Source organism: Calothrix sp. CBUCES-K 9914 (assembly GCF_059640475.1).
The window spans coordinates 1-18,876 of the sequence record NZ_JBXXZH010000053.1; the positions used below are offsets into that span (position 1 = coordinate 1).

Here is an 18,876-nt window from a genome sequence, read left to right on the forward strand (position 1 = left end):
GTTGTAGTCTTAGTAAACATAACTCTACTACAGAAGGCCCTCTTTATTTTGGCGAAGGTATTGTTAAAAACAACCATTGCCGCATTAAGCATCTTCGCTTCCTTATCTTCTACCGCCGCAATCAGGGTATTGCTTACCTTCGCCAAAAACAACAATATCAAAATGCAATTGCTAGTTTCCAAACTGCCCTACGAATTAACCCCCAATACGCCGAAGCTTATCTAAACCAAGGTGTTGCTCGCCGTAGCCAAGGAGACTTGAAACGAAGTATAGTTGATTTCAATCAAGCTGTGCGAATTAACCCTAGATATGCTGAAGCGTACCAACTTCGCGCTACTACTCGCGAATTCTTGGGAGATAAAAAAGGCACCAGAGCTGATTTGCAAATAGCAGCAGAACTATTTTTGCAGCAAAATAAAATTCAATCTTATCAACAAGCTCTCAAAGCAATCGACCAAATCACAATCGTTCTCTTGGATAAACCATACTTCTAAGTGCAGGTGTAAAGTGGGCAGTGCCCACCCAGCCCTTATTAAAAAATTGTGTAAAAGAAGAGACATAAATATAAGTTCTAAATATAAGATCAATCATAAGGGAAGTTTAAAATGTATTTCTCAGCCTGGAAATGGCGCCTGCTTTGAAATCAAAATACCTACTAAACAATGATTTATCTTACCTCTCCCCCAACCCCTCTCTCTTGCAAAGTTGGGCGGGACGGAAACCGACACCGCCCACTTTGCGCTCCTACAAGGATGCCATCGGCGAATTGTAGGTCTGACCCCTCAGCATCACGATTTTACGTCCTGAACCGCGAATGTAGAGACGCGACATGTCGCGTCTCTACACGTCTGTTTTTATAAAATGATGGGTGTTACCCCTGATTCGCCAGCAGTATCCTTGAGGGTGAGGGAAATGAGGGAAATAAAAAATAATACAACAAAGGGCGGGCAAGGATGCCCACCCTACAAGATTTTTTATTATTGCAAGAATTGCCCAATCTAAAATCCTAAGAAGATTGATCTAACCGCAACACAGCCATAAAAGCTTCCTGTGGTACATCTACAGTACCAACAGATTTCATCCGCTTCTTACCCTTAGCTTGCTTCTGCAAAAGTTTCTTCTTCCGGCTAATGTCACCACCGTAACATTTAGCAAGTACGTCCTTCCGCAATGCTGGAATATGTTCACTGGCTATAACCTTACTACCAATCGAAGCCTGAATAGGTACTTTAAATTGGTGACGTGGAATTAATTCTTTAAGCTTTTCAGCCATTGACCGTCCCACACCGTAAGCTTTATCACGGTGAACAATCATTGCCAGTGAATCTACAGGGTCGCCGTTAATCATTATATCCAACTTAACCAGTGGGTTTTCACGGTAGCCAATTAGGTGATATTCCATACTTGCATAACCGCGCGACCTTGATTTCATTTGGTCAAAAAAGTCCGTAACAACTTCCGCCAAAGGTAACTCATAAGTTAAAGTCGTCCGTCCTTGTGTAAGATACTTCATATCTTTAAATACACCCCGACGGTTTTGTGATAACTCCATAAGTGTGCCAACATAAACTTCTGGGGTTATCATTTCCACTTGAACGTAGGGTTCTTCAATGTGTTGCCGTTCGTTAGGTGCCGGTAAGTGGCTGGGGTTATCTATATATAACTCCTCGCCTTTGATAGTTATCACTTTGTAAACCACCGAAGGCGCCGTGATAATCAAATCAAGATTATATTCCCGCTCTAAACGTTCCTGCACAATTTCCATATGCAGTAGTCCTAAAAACCCACAACGGAAACCAAAACCCATTGCACTCGAAGTTTCTGGCTCAAAGTGTAGGGCTGCATCGTTAAGACTTAGCTTATCTAAAGCTTCGCGTAAATCCTCAAATTGGTCGGCATCAATAGGGAACATCCCGCAAAATACCATTGGGTTAGCTTCGGTGTAACCTGGTAACGCTTCCGGCGCCTTTGCATTGGAAAGAGTAATTGTATCCCCAACGCGCGCGTCACCAACAGCTTTAATTGAGGCAGATACATAACCTACTTCCCCAGCATGAAGTTCATCAACGGGTTTTTGACTAGGTGATAAAACACCCAATTCGTCAATTTCAAACTCTTTACCCGATGCCATTAGGTAAATTTTGTCTTTCTTCTTGACAGTACCATCCATAACCCGGAAGTATACAATTACTCCTCGGTAACTGTCGTAATAACTGTCGAAAATTAGCGCGCGCAATTTGTCATCAACAGTATTTTTTGGCGGTGGTACTCGTTCTACAATCGTTTCGAGTATTTCATCAATACCAATACCCTCTTTTGCAGAAGCGAGAATGGCGCCACTACAATCTAAACCAATAATTTCCTCAATTTCTCCAGCTACCCGACTCGGTTCGGCGCCTGGTAAATCAATTTTATTAAGGACTGGAATGATTTCTAAATTATGTTCTAGGGCTAAGTAAACGTTTGCCAAGGTTTGCGCTTCAACACCTTGAGAAGCATCTACAACTAATAAAGCCCCCTCACAAGCGGCAAGACTGCGGGATACTTCATACGAAAAATCCACGTGTCCGGGAGTATCAATCAAGTTGAGTACATACTCCTGACCGTCTTTTGCCTTGTAGTTCATCCGGGCAGCTTGCAGCTTAATTGTAATGCCGCGCTCCCGTTCCAAGTCCATGTTGTCGAGAAATTGCTCCTTCATTTGCCGCTGTTCTACAGTCCCGGTGGCTTGTAGTAAGCGGTCGGCAAGGGTTGATTTCCCGTGGTCGATGTGAGCAATAATGCAAAAATTGCGAATGCGCGCTGCGGGAACGTCAGTCATATACTTTTATTTGCCGTTTTTAGCAACCAAGAAAGAAGATACTTAACGTATTTTAATGCTTTATTTGTCTAAACGCTGTTATTGCTCGATAGTCCTAGGTTTTAACCTTTACTAGCACTCAATATTTTTATATAAAAAAACCTTAAGTAGAAAATTTAACATATTCCTCACCTATACTCCTCTGGTTATAAGAGTTTAAATAAAGTTAATTTTTTTTAAACTGTAGCAAAAGTTACAAAATAAGCGGTAGGATTCATGAAGAGTAGGCGCCTGCTACTTATTTAAACGATTGTGGACTCTGGCATTTGCCAATTAGAAGCGTACAATAAACAGTGAATGTCCGCTTCGATTTGTGTTGAACGAGGGTGTTGCCCGAATTGTTTATTCTCATATGTAGAAGCACGAACAGGTAAAAACAGCAATTATATAGAAACCAGTTTCAGGTACATCAACCTATGAATATGAAAGATAGAACAACTGATGCTGACCGTGTGGTCGCTGATAAAGTCGAGATAGCAATTCGTCTTGACTCAGAATTGCTTCAACAAATTCAGCATCTTACCAACGACCCTAGTAAGGTCATAGAAGTGGCTATTCGCCAGTGGTTGCGGGGAGATGTACCAAGAGACGATGAATTGACGCGCAACCCTGTACGTCGAACAATGCCCCCAAGAGGTGAGTGGAATGATTAGCCAACTTTACTTTTCATTTTAAGGAGAATATTATTTACATTTAAGCTGCGTAATGCTGGATTCAAGAGCAACCAAAAATTTTTCAGCTGACTCTACCTCACCTGTAAAAATTTATGCCAAACTTTAGGGAGCTAGCTAGCTAAATCACCTTTTGGTTGCTATTAATCTATTGAACTTGAGCCATGAGCATTACTGTCAATTCCCAACTGCCACAAATATTATTGTCAAGAAATTTGGAATCTATTGCTAGTAACACTGATGGCTCATGGGCAAATTTAGGAGCCGAACTGGTTTACACCCAAGATTGGGCGGGACGTTTTTTAAGTTTTTATTGGCATAACTCAGAAAGTTTAAGTATTAATACTGAGCAAATAATTGCTTCTTTAAATCAGGATGATTCGTTTGCCCCTGTTGATAAAGTTGCTTATTTGCAGAGGGTACAAAGGGTTATGACGACATTGAACCCTGAGCGATGTCAGTGTTGGTTTGGCTATCATCAGTATTTATATGAGTTGGAGTTAGCTTTTACTCCTGTGATGCCATCATTGGGTAATGCAGCAACTACTGTTTTGATAATGGGAAGGCTTTTGCAGGTGGCTGACAGAACCCATGAAACAGTGGCGCCATCACTAACAACTACTACAGATTTGGCATTGCGCTCGCAGCAGCACCAGAAAATAGTTAACCGGATTACAAGTAGTATCCGTCGCACACTCGATTTAGACGTGATATGGCAGCAAACTGTCGATAGTTTAGGTAAAGCGTTGCGTTTAGACAGGTGTATTATTTGTCCTTACAAACCTGGCGCCAAGAGTGTTAAAGTCATAGCCGAATATTATAAACCCAATAAAACCTCAATGTTGGGCTTGGAGATAGACATCAATTCTGAACCTGGGTTAGCAGAGGCACTGTTTACCCTGAAGCCAGTTGTCGTAAAATCTCAACACCCATACTTCCAGCAAGAACACATTCTGTCCGTCGTGACATCACATCAAGACCAGCCAAATGCAATTGTTGCAATAACTTTATGCGATGAGTGTACATCTTTAACTGCCGAAGAACTCGAACTTGCCAAAGAAGTTTCTAACCAATTGGGAACAGCAATCGCACACGCTACATTGTATAAAGAATTAGGCGCCGCCAGATTTCAGGCTGAAGAAGCAACCCGTCGCAAAAGCGAGTTTCTTGCTAATGTCTCTCATGAAATTAGAACTCCCCTAAATGGAATAATGGGTTTTCTCAAGCTCATCTTGGACGATATGACTGATAGCGTTGAAGAAGAACGCGAGTATTTACAAGAATCTCACAAGTTATCAATACATTTGTTCAGCATAATTCAAGATATTCTTGATTTTGCCAAAATTGAGGCAGGAAAAAACGATTTAGAGCTAAGTTCAGTGACTCTGGACGAATTGTTTGTAGACGTGAATAATTCGATGCGGTTGCAAGCAGAGCAGAAAAATCTGAGCTTCCAGATGCTTTTACCTGATACCGCAGATAAAATTGTTGTTTTCGGAGATTATCTGCGCTTAAAGCAGGTAATGATAAATTTGGTAGGAAACGCGATTAAATTTACCCATGAAGGTGGTATTACGCTGAGTGCAGATGTTGTGCGTAAAAAAATGCGATTCCAAGACCGAGAATTTCCAGGCATGGTGAAAGTGCGCGTCGCTGATACAGGCATTGGAGTATCGTTGGATAAACAAGACAAACTATTTCAATCTTTCTCACAAGTCGATGGTTCGCGTACCCGTCAGTATGGAGGTACTGGTTTAGGACTTGCCATATCTCAGAAACTCGTTGAAGCGATGGGTGGTGAGGTTCACTTTTATAGTCTTGGTGAAGGACTAGGTTCCACGGTAACGTTTACAGTTCCCCTGTATCAGCAGCCTGTATTAAGTTCAACTGATAATAGCTAATAACTAGATAAGATGTAGAGATATCCCTCATTCCTTACCCGGTACTTGGGGCGCCCTATATGGGCAAGATTTTCCTAGAATGAGAGATGGAGTATGAAATATTTTTTGTCATAAATCCCTAAAAAGGTAATTTTCAAGAATCACCACAATTAACTTACCAGGTCTAAAACTCATGGAACTCACAGTTGACAACGTTGAAACAGTATTAGATGAAATGCGTCCCTACCTGATGTCGGACGGTGGTAATGTAGAACTTGTAGAACTCGACGGTCCGATTGTGAAACTGCGGCTACAAGGTGCCTGCGGTAGTTGCCCCAGTTCAACAATGACCCTACGTATGGGTTTAGAGCGCCGTCTTCGAGAAATGATTCCCGAAATTGCCGAAGTTGAACAAGTCATGTAGGGTGTGTGACGCTACCAAAAATCTGAAACTGATAATCGCGATCTAGTAGCGTCACGCACCTTATCAACGAGTCAAAAGTAGCGTCACGTACTAACGCTGGTGCGTGACGCCACCTGATGGTTAGCTTCGTTCTAAATTGTTAGTAGCGTCACGCACCCTACCTCTATGTCTCATCCTCTCTACGTAGCTTTTATCTGGCATCAGCATCAGCCATTGTATAAATCTCCTCAAATTGGTATTACGAGTACAAGTAGTCAAAAATACCGCTTACCTTGGGTACGATTACACGGTACAAAAGACTATTTAGATTTAGTGTTACTTTTAGAAAAGTATCCAAAGTTACGCCAAACTGTGAACTTAGTACCGTCATTAATATTGCAACTCGAAGATTACATTGCGGGAACTGCGTTTGACCCTTATTTAGAAGCGACTCTAACACCTACAGAAAATCTGAGTCGCGAACAACGCGCGTTTATTATTGAACATTTTTTTGATGCTAATCACCATACGTTAATTGACCCACACCCTCGTTATTCTCAGTTGTACGAGCAGCGTCAGAAAAATGGTGCAAGTTGGTGTTTGCAAAATTGGCAATTAGACGATTATAGTGATTTGTTAGCTTGGCACAATTTGGCGTGGATTGATCCTTTGTTTTGGGATGACCCAGAAATAGCAGGTTGGTTGAAGCAGGGTCAAGGGTTTACATTGAGTGACCGTCAGCGCATTTACTCGAAACAGCGCGCGATTTTGGCTGACATTATTCCTCAGCATCGTAAAATGCAAGAGACGGGACAGTTGGAAGTTACGACAACTCCTTACACTCACCCAATAATGCCTTTACTTGCTGATACAAATTCAGGACGTGTAGCAGTGCCAAATATGACACTTCCACAGTCTCGGTTTCAGTGGGCAGAAGATATTCCAAGGCATTTGCGTAAAGCGTGGGATTTATATTTAGATAGATTTGGATGCGAACCGCGCGGACTATGGCCTTCAGAACAATCGGTTAGTCCGGCAGTGTTACCGTATATTATTAAACAGGGATTTCAGTGGATATGTTCGGATGAAGCTGTGTTAGGGTGGACTTTAAGGCGATTTTTCAACCGTAACGCCGCAGGAAACGTTTTAGAACCAGAATTGCTATATCGACCATATCGCTTACAAACACCAGCAGGTGATTTATCAATAGTTTTTCGTGACCACAGGTTATCAGATTTGATAGGTTTTACTTATGGTTCAATGCCTGCCAAACAAGCTGCAGCAGATTTAGTAGGACACCTCGAAGCTATTGCGAAAATGCAGCGTGAACGGCAACCTGAACAGCCTTGGTTAGTTACAATTGCTCTAGATGGTGAAAATTGTTGGGAATATTACCAGCAGGATGGTAAGCCCTTTTTAGAAGCTTTGTATAGAAGTTTGAGTAACGAACCTCATATTAAACTTGTAACTGTTGCTGAATTTTTAGAGCAATATCCCGCAAATGCGACGATACCGGGTGAGCAACTTCATAGCGGTTCGTGGGTTGACGGTAGTTTTACTACTTGGATAGGCGACCCAGTAAAAAACCGGGCGTGGGATTATCTTAAAGAAGCGCGCGCAGTTTTAGCAAGTCACCCAGAAGCAACCGAGGAAAATAACCCAGAAGCTTGGGAAGCACTGTATGCTGCCGAGGGGTCAGACTGGTTCTGGTGGTTTGGAGAGGGACATTCCTCGAACCAAGACGAAATTTTCGACCAGTTATTTCGTGAGCATTTATACGGTATTTATAAAGCGCTTAATGAACCAATACCTTCTTATTTACGCCAACCCCTAGAAAGTCACGCAGCGCGTGGAGACTCTCGTCCAAAAAGCTTTATCCATCCAGTTATTAATGGTAAAGGTGACGAACAAGACTGGGATAAAGCTGGACGTATTGAAATTGGCGGCGCCAGAGGTACAATGCACAACAGCAGTGCCATACAAAGATTGTGGTATGGTGTAGACCACCTCAATTTTTACTTACGCTTAGACTTTAAAGTTGGAGTAGAGCCAGGAAAAGATATTCCTGCTGAGTTAAACTTACTATGGTTTTACCCAGACCGCACAATGCACAACAGTCCAGTACCTTTAGCATCGCTTCCAGATACGGCGCCATTAAATTACCACTACCATCACCACTTAGAAATAAATTTAATTACCCAATCTGTTCAGTTTCAGCAAGCAGGAGAAAACTTTCATTGGCAATGTCGCAGCAGTCGCGCGCAAGTAGCCATAGATAATTGTCTAGAAATCGCAGTACCTTGGGCGGATTTACAAGTACCCCCCGACTATCCTGTAAGGCTAGTATTAGTATTTAGCGATGAAGGCATATTCCAAAGCTACCTGCCAGAAAATGGTTTAATTCCAATTGAAGTCCCTTAAGAAGTAGAAAGTGCTGAGTGCTGAGTAAGTTAAGAAGTAGAAAGTGCTGAGTGCTGAGTGCTGAGTAAGTTAAGAAGTAGAAAGTGCTGAGTGCTGAGTGCTAAGTAAGTTAAGAAGTAGAAAGTGCTGAGTGCTGAGTGCTAAGTAAGTTAAGAAGTAGAAGTTATGAGTTATGAGTTCCTACTCAGCACTCAGCACTCATTACTCAGCACTCATTTGTGACATAATTTACATTCAATCAGTGTTTAATTCCGGATACTTCCATAAAACATTAGGTTTTTGCAAAGATACGGTAATGCTACTGGCATATAGCTCTATTTGTGGATAAATTAAAGACATTGCAAAGCAGCTGTTAATTTAACACCAGCAATTCAATAATGAATCGTTTATCTTACAAAGTGTCTGATTTTCACGATGATATTTTGCACGAAACCCAGCTTGGACAGTTGTGCGGTTCTAAGCAACTGTTCCGCGACCGTTACGAAATTCATCGAGTCTTAGGTAGAGGTGGTTTTGGAGTCACATTTTTGGCTAAAAATATGATTCTACCCGGAAATCCACTTTGCGTAATTAAGCAACTTTGTCCGAAAGTCACAAAACCAAAAAGCTTGCAACGCGCTTGTGTTCGGTTTGAAAAAGAAGCTAAAACTCTTGGTAAACTTGGTAATCATTCTCAAATACCAATGTTATTGGACTATTTTGATATGAATGGTGAGTTTTTCCTTGTGCAAGAGTATATACGTGGTTCGACACTCGCGCGTGAAATTCGCAAAACAGGGTCAAAGAGCGAGGGAGTTGTAAAACAATTTTTGCGCTCATTGCTGCCTGTACTGCAATATATCCACAAGCATCGGGTTATTCATCGCGATATTAAACCACATAATTTACTGCGATGCGACGATGATGGTAGACTAGTACTAATTGATTTTGGTGCCGTTAAAGAAGAGCTTGCCAAAACTAGCGACGGTAATTCAAAAAGTGCTACAACAAATTTTGTTGGAACAATGGGTTTTGCACCTCCAGAGCAATTTTCGCTGCGTCCAGTTTATGCAAGCGACATTTATGCAGTTGGAGTAACTTGTTTGTTTATGCTGACAGGTAAGGCGCCTTTAGAATTTGATTACGACCCGCATAATGGAGAAATCGCTTGGCAAAAAGAAGTGCAAATAAGCGACCACTTCGGCAAAGTTTTATCCAAAATGATAAAAATTCCTCTTGAAGAGCGTTACAAAAATGCTGAAGACGTAATGTGGGACTTGGGGATGGAGTCATATTTGCCAACTTTGAATAACTGTATGACTAGCCAACGTCTTGGCGCCAGTAGTAGCAGTGGTAGTAACAGTGTAGAAATTCCGGAAGGATATAAAACACACATTACTAGAACAGCAATAGCAATTCGTGAATGGCGAGAAAAGCTAAAGCAAAAACAAGCCATGCGAAAGCGCAACCCATTACCGTAAATTGCATCAATACCGCTTGATTTTAAACATTAACTCCTTGCTTAATATAATACATTTAAAAAATAAGATATACCTTGCAACGGATACAACGGATGTAACGGATAGAGTTTAGTAGGTTGGTGTACGCTCCGCCAACCCAACATTATATTAATATTATGATTATGTATAGACGAGCAGCTATAATAGCTTGTTGAATAACTTCATTTTCAGTAATACTATTTTCAGAAAGGCTTAAAGCTTTAGTAAATACTTTCTTTTATAATTTTGCAAAGAAATTAACTAAATTAGATAAATTTCCCTTGTCTGCTGCTTCTAAAGCATCAATATATTCGTCTCTCACATTGCGAGTAATAACTAAAGGAAACCAACCTGCTTGAATAAAAACTAGCGATGCCAATGCGCGCGCGACTCTTCCATTTCCATCTTGAAAAGAGTGAATTTGTGTAAAACGGTGATGTAACAAAGCAGCTTCAATTTCTGGTGGAACTTGTTGTTTAATATGTTCTAAATGCATATTGATTAAACGTTCCATTTCAGTTGGTACTTGTAAAGGAGGACAGTACTCATGAGATGTCCCGTCTTTTCGAGTTGGATTATTAGGATGTTTTTTCCATTGTCCTTGTAATAAAGCAACCTGTGTTTTACGTCCAAAAGCATCGACAGAATTAACCGTTTCTTGATGCTGTGTTATAATTTGGTGTAATTCTCTAATGTAAAAAAGCGAAAGTTTACGCTTTTGTTGTACTAAATCAAACAACGCTTCTAAAGCTACTTGATGAGCATTCAAAACTGAAATAATCTCAAGTGCTGGTTTATCCGTTGTACAAAAAGGAATCAAATCACCATTAATTCCTTTTTCAATTAAAAGCTGTGTTGTTGGTTCATCAATATAATAAATATTTTCAATGATGCCAGTCTCAATAGCCCACTCCCTACTAAGCTTTTCATTAAAACTATTTAACGCATTAGATTTTTGAAGCTTACTAGAGTGAGATTTCTAAATTTCTGCAAGACTTTCTAACTCAGGAGAAGCAAATTCTGCCCAATTTTCTGGTAAATCCTCAATTGGCTGCCAAATATAAGTAGCTTGTACCATACTTCCCTCGCTTTTTTATAATAAATTACGTGGGTAATCCTAGTCCTTTAATCAATATTTTCTCTTGTAAACGAGAGAAAAGGGTTATTAGGCACCTTAAATTACCTGCATCAGCTGCCTCTGAGGTCAGGATATACTCTTGACGGTCGTTTTGTGTAATAACTACAGGAAATAAACCTTGGCGTATAAATATTAATGATGCCAAAGTACGACACAATCAAATATAGCAGTCCTAAATTATTCGTAAAATCCGCGCATTGTAGAGACGCGACATGTCGCGTCTCTACATTTAGGAATTTTTTACAATTCATCTAGGAATGCTATATTCTCTAAATTAATAAACACACGGTTTAAGCATATTTACTTAATATTTTTTGGAAATATATCTTAAAATTATATAAAATTTCAGTATATTTATTGTAATTTTCTTATTTGATTGTGGGAACTGTATAAATAGAAGTTTCCGGATGCGAATATGGACTCTTTTGTAATAACAGAAGTTCAAGAGAGCCGCTACGATAGGCATCATTTAATTGACTGGTGGGAGCAAAACACGCTTAAAGGTTCAAAGGTATTAGTTGCAGGAGCAGGTGCTTTAGGCAATGAAGTATTAAAGAATCTAGCTTTGCTGGGTGTCGGTAATATTACCGTAATTGATTTTGATACGGTTTCTGTTACTAACCTGACGCGCTCTGTTTTGTTTCGCGAGTCTGATATTGGTTTGCCAAAAGTAGAGGTTGCTCGTCAGCGGGTGCTAGAAATTAACCCAGAAATACAAATTCAAGCTATCCACAGTGATTTAGAGTTTGGTTTGGGTATTGGAGATGTGCGCGCATGATGTAATTATTGCTTGTCTCGATAGCGTCAACGCTCGCTATTGCATTAATCAACTAGCTTACCGCGCGGGGATTCCTTGGATAAATGGGGGTATTGGTGTAGCTGAAGGAGAAGTAAGTTTCTTTGACCCCAATACAGAAGCAGCTTGTTACGAGTGCAGCATTTTTAACCAAATGTGGGAGCGACGTAACCAGCGCTACTCATGTCAGGGTTTAAAACGCAATATCCCAGAAGTAGCAATGCCAACAACGGCGCCAATTGCTTCGATTGTAGGCGCCATGCAAGTGCAACAAGCTCTTTTATTCTTGCATGGTAAACCAGGTTTGCTCAATCCAGGTGAAAAAGTTTTTCTCGGCTTAAATCCTTGGATGGCTTTCAAAGTGCAAATTCGACGTCAAGAAGCTTGTATTGCTCATGAGATAAATATTGCACCAACAATAAACGTCAACTATAACGAAAATCTCAGTGTCCAAGAAATTTTGGAAAATCTCGAAAAAGACGGTTTTACAGAACCATTACTTTGGCTAAGAAACGAAGTTATTGACTCAATGCAGTGTCTAAACCCAGACTGCGGTTATCAAGAGCGAGTAAATACTCCCCTACGCAAATTTCCAGAATCCAAACTCACTTGCCCAAAGTGTAGCCACGAAAGGGATTTTCAAGTCATCAGAAATTTTTCCCTTAGTAGTTCTGGGTTAAACATGACACTCAAAGAATTATGTCTACCCAAGAACGAGATATTGCACTGCGAAACAACGAAAGGTCAAATAGCAATTCAATTTTGCCAAACATAGGAGTAACAATGTCAGACTCAGTATCCTTAATTGTTCGTTCAGCAGACCAAACACGCAAAGCATCTGTTTCATTACCTACTGCTTTTAGCGTCGAAAAACTACTTGAAGCTACTCAGCAAAAATGGAATTTACCAACAACTACAAACTACGCAGTACGTCTGGAGCGCACAGGACAACAGTTAGACCCTGGAACAACCCTTGGAGGAGTGGGAGTTCAGCAAAATGATGTGCTTGAAGTTTATCCAATTTTGGAAGCAGGTTGATTATGGGTATTAGAGAAAAACGTTTAGAAAACGACTTTAAAGAATTATCTCAACTAGTTTCTGGGTCGGGAGGTACGCTTGCTATTATTTCAACTCAAGGAAAACCACCGCATCAGTATATTATCGAATATCACTGTAAAGGAATAGAACGTTTAAACGGAAGTGAGCCTATATTCCGCACAAGTCATCAAGTAGAGATAACTCTGGGCAATACTTATCCAAAAGATAAGCCTTCAGCTAAATTTCTTACACCAATATTTCATCCTAACGTGTATGGAAGTATGAAAGTCTGCCTGGGCAACTACTGGACGATGGCAGAAAATCTTTGCGAGTTAGTCATCCGCATAGGCAAAATTATTCAATATTCAGACGACGTAACGAATTTGAAAAGCCCAGCAAATGCTGAAGCTAAAGCATGGGCAGAAAATAATAGGCGCCGTTTTCCAGTAGATAAGCAAACTTTCAAAGCAGCAAAACAAACCTCAACAACAATTATTTGGAATGATTTTTAAAACAATTTTGAAACCATTGGATAAAATTTTTGAACTTATTAATTACCTGATTTATCCCAAAGAAACACAAGATACATCAGAAGTTGAAAATCTACCACAAGAGAGTAATCAAACAGCGGAAAATACGGTTGTTTTACCTCAATTAAATCAGATTAGCTGGGTAGAATGCGAAGATGTTTATAAACCAACCCCAAAATCTATTGAGGAATTTATCAAAGAACGAGAAATCAATCTCCCATTGCCTAAAGTTTACATTTTAGAAGAAGCATATGACCGCCTAACTGAACATTTAGAAGCAGATGTAAGTGTTGAACATGGTGGTATTCTATTTGGTCAAGCTTATACTGATTCTAAGCATGGAATATACGTAGAAATTACGGCAGCAGTTGCAGCACCGAGAACAATAGGCACAGGAGTACACTTAGAATTTACACCAGAAACTTGGCAAGGGATTATGAACCATGCCAAACAAACTCACCCAGAAGCAAATATAGTGGGATGGTATCATTCTCACCCTAATTTAGGAGTGTTTATGTCAGGAACAGACATGAGAACACAGCGCGCGTTTTTTTATCATCCTTGGTGTGTGTCAATTGTTTATGACCCAGTAAGAAAAGATATTGACTATTTTTTAGGTATAGAAGCGAAAAAAGTGAAACCTGTGAAATTTAAGCAGACAGTAAAAGCTCAATCAAATTAAGCGAAAAGATTATGGTCTTAGTCAAGTAAAAGCATGTAAACAAAAATTTTGGCTATTCAATACCTTTTATGTTTTATAAAAGCTATTAAATTTTAGCTAAACTTTACAATAATTGTAAAGCAAGCATTTAAAGCTTTTTATAAATAGATTTAGCATAATACCAATTTAATATGAAGCTGCATAGAAAAGTGCTTCTAAAATAAAGTTGTAAGAGGAGACAGACATAACTGTTCAAGTGTAATACCAATTTTATGTGAGGCTGCATATAACGCCCACAGGCAGTATGCCTGGGGCTATTGATACAAAGCCAGACGAGCGTAGGCTAATTATATGCGTCTTCATATAAAAACGGGGCTCTTGCGTACTTAGCGTGCTAATTTAGGGAAAAATAAGCTTAAAACTCTTGCTGGGCTTATCTTACAGCTATTATTACCTTCAGAACGGTATTCTTGTCCAAAATTAAAACTAAAAGCGTCTGTAAGCCTTGTAAATCAAGCATATTTATAGATTTTAATTAAAATTTAGCACGCTATGTACGATAGAACCATTTTTATACAGTTTCATTCTCAACCTTTGTTTTGGGTTATTATTGGAATATTTATAATTATTGGAATTATTGGAAACTTAATTGAGCAAGAAAAGTAATCGTAAAATCAATCAAATAATTCTCAATCATCAACTACTAATAGTTCACAAAATATACAATGGACAGATATCTCAACACAAGAACAAGCTGCAAATTTAGTTTCTAATGAAGATTTATTATTTGATAGAAATGAACAATTACCTATAGACAACCAATTAACAAATATAATTGGTCAAAAAGACAGAGTTAGTCAAGAAATATTTCGTGCAGGCGAAAAAGTTTAAAAGGATTTTATGCCTATGTATCTACAAACAGTTTTCACCAATTTAAAAATCCAACTTTTTATTTGGAAAGAAATGTAGTTATTTCCGGAAGAGTGAGCTTAAACAAAAAAAATCAATCTTGTATAATTATAAGTAATACCTTGCAATTAAGGAGTATGGATTAATGAAAATTTTATATGGTATTGAACCAGATTTATGCATTAATAACACTAATATTTTTACATTTTTTAGTAAAGATGTTATATTGCCAAGATATTTTTATCTTCAACTTATCCATCTTAGCCAAGGCAATTATCAAGTGGCTACGGAAGCAGCAAACGTAGTTATAAATTCCTTAATTAAACCAATAGAGTCAAATAATTTGTTATTTTACACTTCTTACGATGGAAGCGTTCATTTTGTTGATGAAGCTATTTATTATATAAATAAGAGTCAATACCCTCTTGATAGCAATAATTTGTTAGAACGCTATTTGCTAAGTTTGCTAAAAATTTCACAAATATTAGAGTCCAAGGTAATTTTTGTAACCTCATCTCCTGAAGTTATTAGAAAGTGTCGTATTCTAGATTTTGAAATTGGAACTTTAGAAGATTTTTCTAGTGCGGGAAAATCCTGGCTTGAGCCAGAAATGCTATTAGATATACAAGCTAGCATAACAGAGGACAGGAACGAGATAGAATTTGCAATAACTCAAGAGGCGGCTAATACCTATGAACTGCCCCATTCTGAAGAAATTCAATGGCAAGACATTAGAGTAATAGAACAGCCTAGTAATATTCAGTGGATGGATATTAATTCTATGTCATAACTACTACTATTACTGAGTTTAAATCAAGACTCATGGTCTATATTATTAATGATGATGGCGCCTCAATAATACAAAATACAGAGTTGATCCCCCCAACCCCCCTTAATAAGGGGGGCTAAGAATAGACTCATTTCCCCCCACTTAATAAAGAAAGTTAACAATTAACTCATGTTCCCCCCTTAATAAGGGGGGTTAGGGGGGATCACCTTCTAAAATTTATATTTTCTTAATTAAAAAATTGCGGTTGCAAAACAACTAACCTAGAAAAGAATATATTGTTTTATTAGCATAGTAATAATTTATAAGATGACAAAAAACTGTCGAAATAGATACAAAATTATTTCAAAAATATGAATATTTAATTGTGAAAGTTGTACAAAGAAAAATGCTTGTTTTTTAAAATGTTTTTGTATAATACAAGGATAAATTATCTTACTGAATAAATGTCGTTGTTCTAAATACGACATGTATAAAGTTAATTTGGAAACAAGGAATAGGAATGGGGAACAGAGAATGATTAAAAAGATTCTTTCTACTCAACGCCTAATTTTTGATTCCCATTACCAAATTTTAGTTGCCCATCGCACAATTTTAATTAATTCAAATGACAATCTGCTGCTTAAATCCCGATTGTCCAAACCCGCTCAATCCTAATGGTGAGAAGTTCTGTTTAACTTGCGGCGCCCCGCTTGTAGAATTATTGCGCTATCGTTACCGTGTGCTGCGGGTACTTAGTAATGAAGGTGGTTTTGGTCGAACTTATTTAGCAGAGGATATTGATAAATTAAATGAACTGTGTGTTATCAAGCAATTAGCACCCAAAGCTGATAGCAGTTGGGCACTAAAGAAAGCAATAGAATTATTTCAACAAGAAGCACAGCGTTTACAGGAGTTGGGAGAACATGCACAAATCCCTACTTTAATAGCTTACTTTGAAGAAAATAGCTATTTATATTTAGTTCAGCAATTTATAGACGGGCAAAATTTATTACGTGAATTGCAATCGCGGCGCCAAGTCCAGTCGTTACATCCGCCTTATCACGAAGAGGATATACGTAAGTTATTACTCGATTTGTTACCGATTCTCAAATTTATTCACGAACGTGGTGTAATTCACCGCGATATTAAACCACAAAATATAGTGCGTCGTCAAAGCGATGGAAAGTTAATATTGATAGATTTTGGCTCTTCTAAACAATTGACTGCGAGGGTATATTCTAAAACAGGAACTTCAATAGGTTCACATGGATATTCCCCTATAGAGCAAATTCGCGATGGAACAGCACATCCAGCAAGTGATTTATTTAGCTTAGGTGCAACAGCTTTTCACTTATTAACAGGAATTTCTCCTTTTAAGTTGTGGACAGAACATGGTTATGCTTGGGTAAGCCGTTGGCATGATTATTTAAAGGTGAGCGTCAGCAATGATTTTGCGAAGGTCTTAGATAAGCTCTTGAAAAAAGATATACATCAGCGTTACCAATCTGCTGATGAAGTTATTCAAGACTTGCACCAAGAATTACCTAAATTCAAACCAACTTCGTCTTACTTTTCGTTGAGTCGTAACATAAAGGTTCAAGTTGCTTGTATCAGCGTTGCAGGCGTATTACTTTTAGTACTAGGACAATTTTGGTATAAGCAGTTTCATTTTAATGCACTTAATCCATATAACCGCAGTCAGCCAGACCAAGAATCAGTCGAAGCAGAACAGCTTAATTCAATGAGTAGCGTCATGCCCAATTTTAATTTAGCTGTTACAGTTAGGGGTTATGAAAGCAGCGTTGTATCAATAGCAATAACACCAGATGGAAATACAATTGCCAGTACTAACAACAACACAGTTCAACTTTGGAGTTTAGCAACAGGACAGGCAATTTCAACGCTTTTTGGACATAACAACCGTGTCAACGTAATCCAAATTAATCCTGAAGGTCAAATTTTAGCTACTGGCAGTGATGATAACACCATTAAACTTTGGAATTTAGCCAACGGTCAGGAAATCAATACATTAACTGGACATACTGCTCCAGTTCACACTTTATCTATTAGTCCAGATGGAAAAATACTAGCTTCAGGAAGCGATGATAAAACTATCAAGCTTTGGAACTTATACACACGTGAATTAATTCGCACCATAAAAGGACATACGGGAGCAGTGCGGGCAGTTACTTTTAGTCCAGATGGTAAAATTTTAGCTAGCGGTGGTTTTGATGGAAGTATCAAACTCTGGAACACAGAAACCGGGCGCCTAGTTCACGCATTCACAGGAAGTGCTGAGATAAACTCGCTTGCTTTTAGCACCAATGGTAGATACCTAGCAAGTGGCAGCGATAAAACGATAAATCTTTGGAACGTTCAAACTCGAACATTTGCCCGTAGTTTAGAAGGACACACAGCAGAAGTAACCGCAGTCAATTTTAGTCCTGATGGAATGACCTTAGTTAGTAGCAGTAGGGATAAAACCATTAAAATTTGGAACTATATTACAGCAAAGAATATCCGTACCTTAGCAAAACATGGAGATAGTGTAGAAACATTCGCATTTAGTAAAGACGGTAAAATAATCATTAGTGGTGGCGCCGATAGAACACTGCGAATATGGCGCCAGTCAAATTAGAAAAGAAAAGTATCCAAATAAATTACAGTAGTTAACGTGAATTAATCTTTAATTCATACTCGTAATAAACTGTACAACTTCTCTATAATTTGTTCTTGTGTCTCTAAAGACAATTTTCCCAGTTTACGCATCACTATTGACCGACGCAGTGTTATTAAATGGTCTAATCTAATAGTTGAAGCTTTGTGTAATCCGCTAATGGTAACATCAGGATAAACCGTGCGTTCAGGTTGGGACAGATTAAAAACGTCTTAAAAGCGCTTTAAGAATTGTGAACAAGTAGTACGAGCTTGGGCGCCAACGATAAAGCAAATCAAGGAGCGAAGTACTACTGGTTCACTCAACCAGTAGTACCAAATATAACGATTTGAACCGATTGGAAAATTAAAAACTGTAGCTTCAAGTTAACCAGTAGTACTATGGGTGCGAAATTTTATATAAGTCATTTGTTACAAATATTCACAATCATTACTGTTATAATTATGAGTTGGTGCGTGACGCTATAAGAAAACTTCAACGTAGATATAAGACTTGTAGCGTCACGCACCCTACAATTGTTATTTAAAATTACCTATCCGTTACATCCGTTTATCATCCGTTGCCAGTTTTCTTAAAGATTATGCAAAGTCCATCTAGATTTTTAAAGATTGCGTAAACCAAAAATCTCTAAAACGATAGTACCCA

General features: G+C 38.7%; 15 protein-coding genes. 13 read left to right on the forward strand and 2 right to left on the reverse strand.

Annotation, left to right across the window (positions count from 1 at the left end; genetic code table 11):
• Positions 1-494: tetratricopeptide repeat protein (locus AC2JBO_RS14500; RefSeq protein WP_496954356.1), on the forward strand; the 494-nt coding region annotated here is incomplete at its 5' end.
• 512 nt (positions 495-1,006) lie between these two features.
• Here the strand turns inward: AC2JBO_RS14500 and lepA are convergent.
• Positions 1,007-2,821 carry a translation elongation factor 4 gene (lepA, locus tag AC2JBO_RS14505; RefSeq protein ID WP_496954357.1) on the reverse strand — a complete coding sequence of 605 codons (1,815 nt, stop codon included), beginning with the start codon at positions 2,819-2,821 and terminating at the stop codon, positions 1,007-1,009.
• A 455-nt stretch (positions 2,822-3,276) separates the two neighbouring features.
• On the opposite strand from lepA, the gene AC2JBO_RS14510 reads away from it, so the two are divergent.
• From AC2JBO_RS14510 to AC2JBO_RS14530, 5 genes are all read left to right on the forward strand, one after another.
• The gene (locus AC2JBO_RS14510) at positions 3,277-3,513 is read left to right on the forward strand and encodes a hypothetical protein (protein WP_496954358.1); all 237 of its coding nucleotides are present in this window, start codon (positions 3,277-3,279) and stop codon (positions 3,511-3,513) included.
• Between the two features lie 182 nt (positions 3,514-3,695).
• Entirely contained in the window at positions 3,696-5,432 is a 1,737-nt protein-coding gene (locus tag AC2JBO_RS14515; RefSeq protein ID WP_496954359.1) for an ATP-binding protein, read from the forward strand.
• A gap of 172 nt (positions 5,433-5,604) precedes the next feature.
• The gene (locus tag AC2JBO_RS14520) at positions 5,605-5,835 is read left to right on the forward strand and encodes a NifU family protein (protein WP_496954360.1); all 231 of its coding nucleotides are present in this window, start codon (positions 5,605-5,607) and stop codon (positions 5,833-5,835) included.
• 165 nt (positions 5,836-6,000) lie between these two features.
• Complete coding sequence (locus AC2JBO_RS14525) at positions 6,001-8,235, forward strand: glycoside hydrolase (RefSeq protein ID WP_496954361.1); 2,235 nt, start codon at positions 6,001-6,003, stop codon at positions 8,233-8,235.
• 377 nt (positions 8,236-8,612) lie between these two features.
• A complete protein-coding gene (locus AC2JBO_RS14530) occupies positions 8,613-9,695 on the forward strand; it encodes a protein kinase domain-containing protein (protein ID WP_496954362.1) in 1,083 nt (360 codons plus the stop codon).
• Between the two features lie 256 nt (positions 9,696-9,951).
• Here AC2JBO_RS14530 and AC2JBO_RS14535 read toward each other — a convergent pair whose 3' ends face one another.
• Positions 9,952-10,533: a Fic family protein gene (locus tag AC2JBO_RS14535; RefSeq protein ID WP_496954363.1), complete on the reverse strand. Its 582-nt coding sequence runs from the start codon at positions 10,531-10,533 to the stop codon at positions 9,952-9,954.
• A gap of 733 nt (positions 10,534-11,266) precedes the next feature.
• Between AC2JBO_RS14535 and AC2JBO_RS14540 the strand changes: the two genes are divergently transcribed.
• The 7 genes from AC2JBO_RS14540 to AC2JBO_RS14570 all read left to right on the forward strand — a co-directional run bounded on the left by AC2JBO_RS14540 (position 11,267) and on the right by AC2JBO_RS14570 (position 18,192).
• Positions 11,267-11,629: a HesA/MoeB/ThiF family protein gene (locus AC2JBO_RS14540; RefSeq protein ID WP_496954364.1), complete on the forward strand. Its 363-nt coding sequence runs from the start codon at positions 11,267-11,269 to the stop codon at positions 11,627-11,629.
• The gene (locus tag AC2JBO_RS14545) at positions 11,616-12,422 is read left to right on the forward strand and encodes a HesA/MoeB/ThiF family protein (protein WP_496954365.1); all 807 of its coding nucleotides are present in this window, start codon (positions 11,616-11,618) and stop codon (positions 12,420-12,422) included. Before AC2JBO_RS14540 ends, AC2JBO_RS14545 begins: the two co-directional genes overlap by 14 nt.
• A gap of 8 nt (positions 12,423-12,430) precedes the next feature.
• Entirely contained in the window at positions 12,431-12,685 is a 255-nt protein-coding gene (locus AC2JBO_RS14550; RefSeq protein WP_496954366.1) for a ubiquitin family protein, read from the forward strand.
• A gap of 2 nt (positions 12,686-12,687) precedes the next feature.
• Positions 12,688-13,197 (forward strand): ubiquitin-conjugating enzyme E2, encoded by a 510-nt coding sequence (locus AC2JBO_RS14555; RefSeq protein ID WP_496954367.1) that lies wholly within the window; start codon positions 12,688-12,690, stop codon positions 13,195-13,197.
• Positions 13,187-13,897, forward strand: coding sequence for a Mov34/MPN/PAD-1 family protein (locus AC2JBO_RS14560; protein WP_496954368.1), 711 nt, complete (start codon positions 13,187-13,189; stop codon positions 13,895-13,897). The genes AC2JBO_RS14555 and AC2JBO_RS14560 overlap by 11 nt, the downstream gene beginning before the upstream one ends.
• A 1,033-nt stretch (positions 13,898-14,930) precedes the next feature.
• Positions 14,931-15,575: a hypothetical protein gene (locus AC2JBO_RS14565; protein WP_496954369.1), complete on the forward strand. Its 645-nt coding sequence runs from the start codon at positions 14,931-14,933 to the stop codon at positions 15,573-15,575.
• A gap of 604 nt (positions 15,576-16,179) precedes the next feature.
• Positions 16,180-18,192 (forward strand): protein kinase domain-containing protein, encoded by a 2,013-nt coding sequence (locus tag AC2JBO_RS14570; protein WP_496954370.1) that lies wholly within the window; start codon positions 16,180-16,182, stop codon positions 18,190-18,192.
• Positions 18,193-18,876 lie beyond the last annotated feature (684 nt).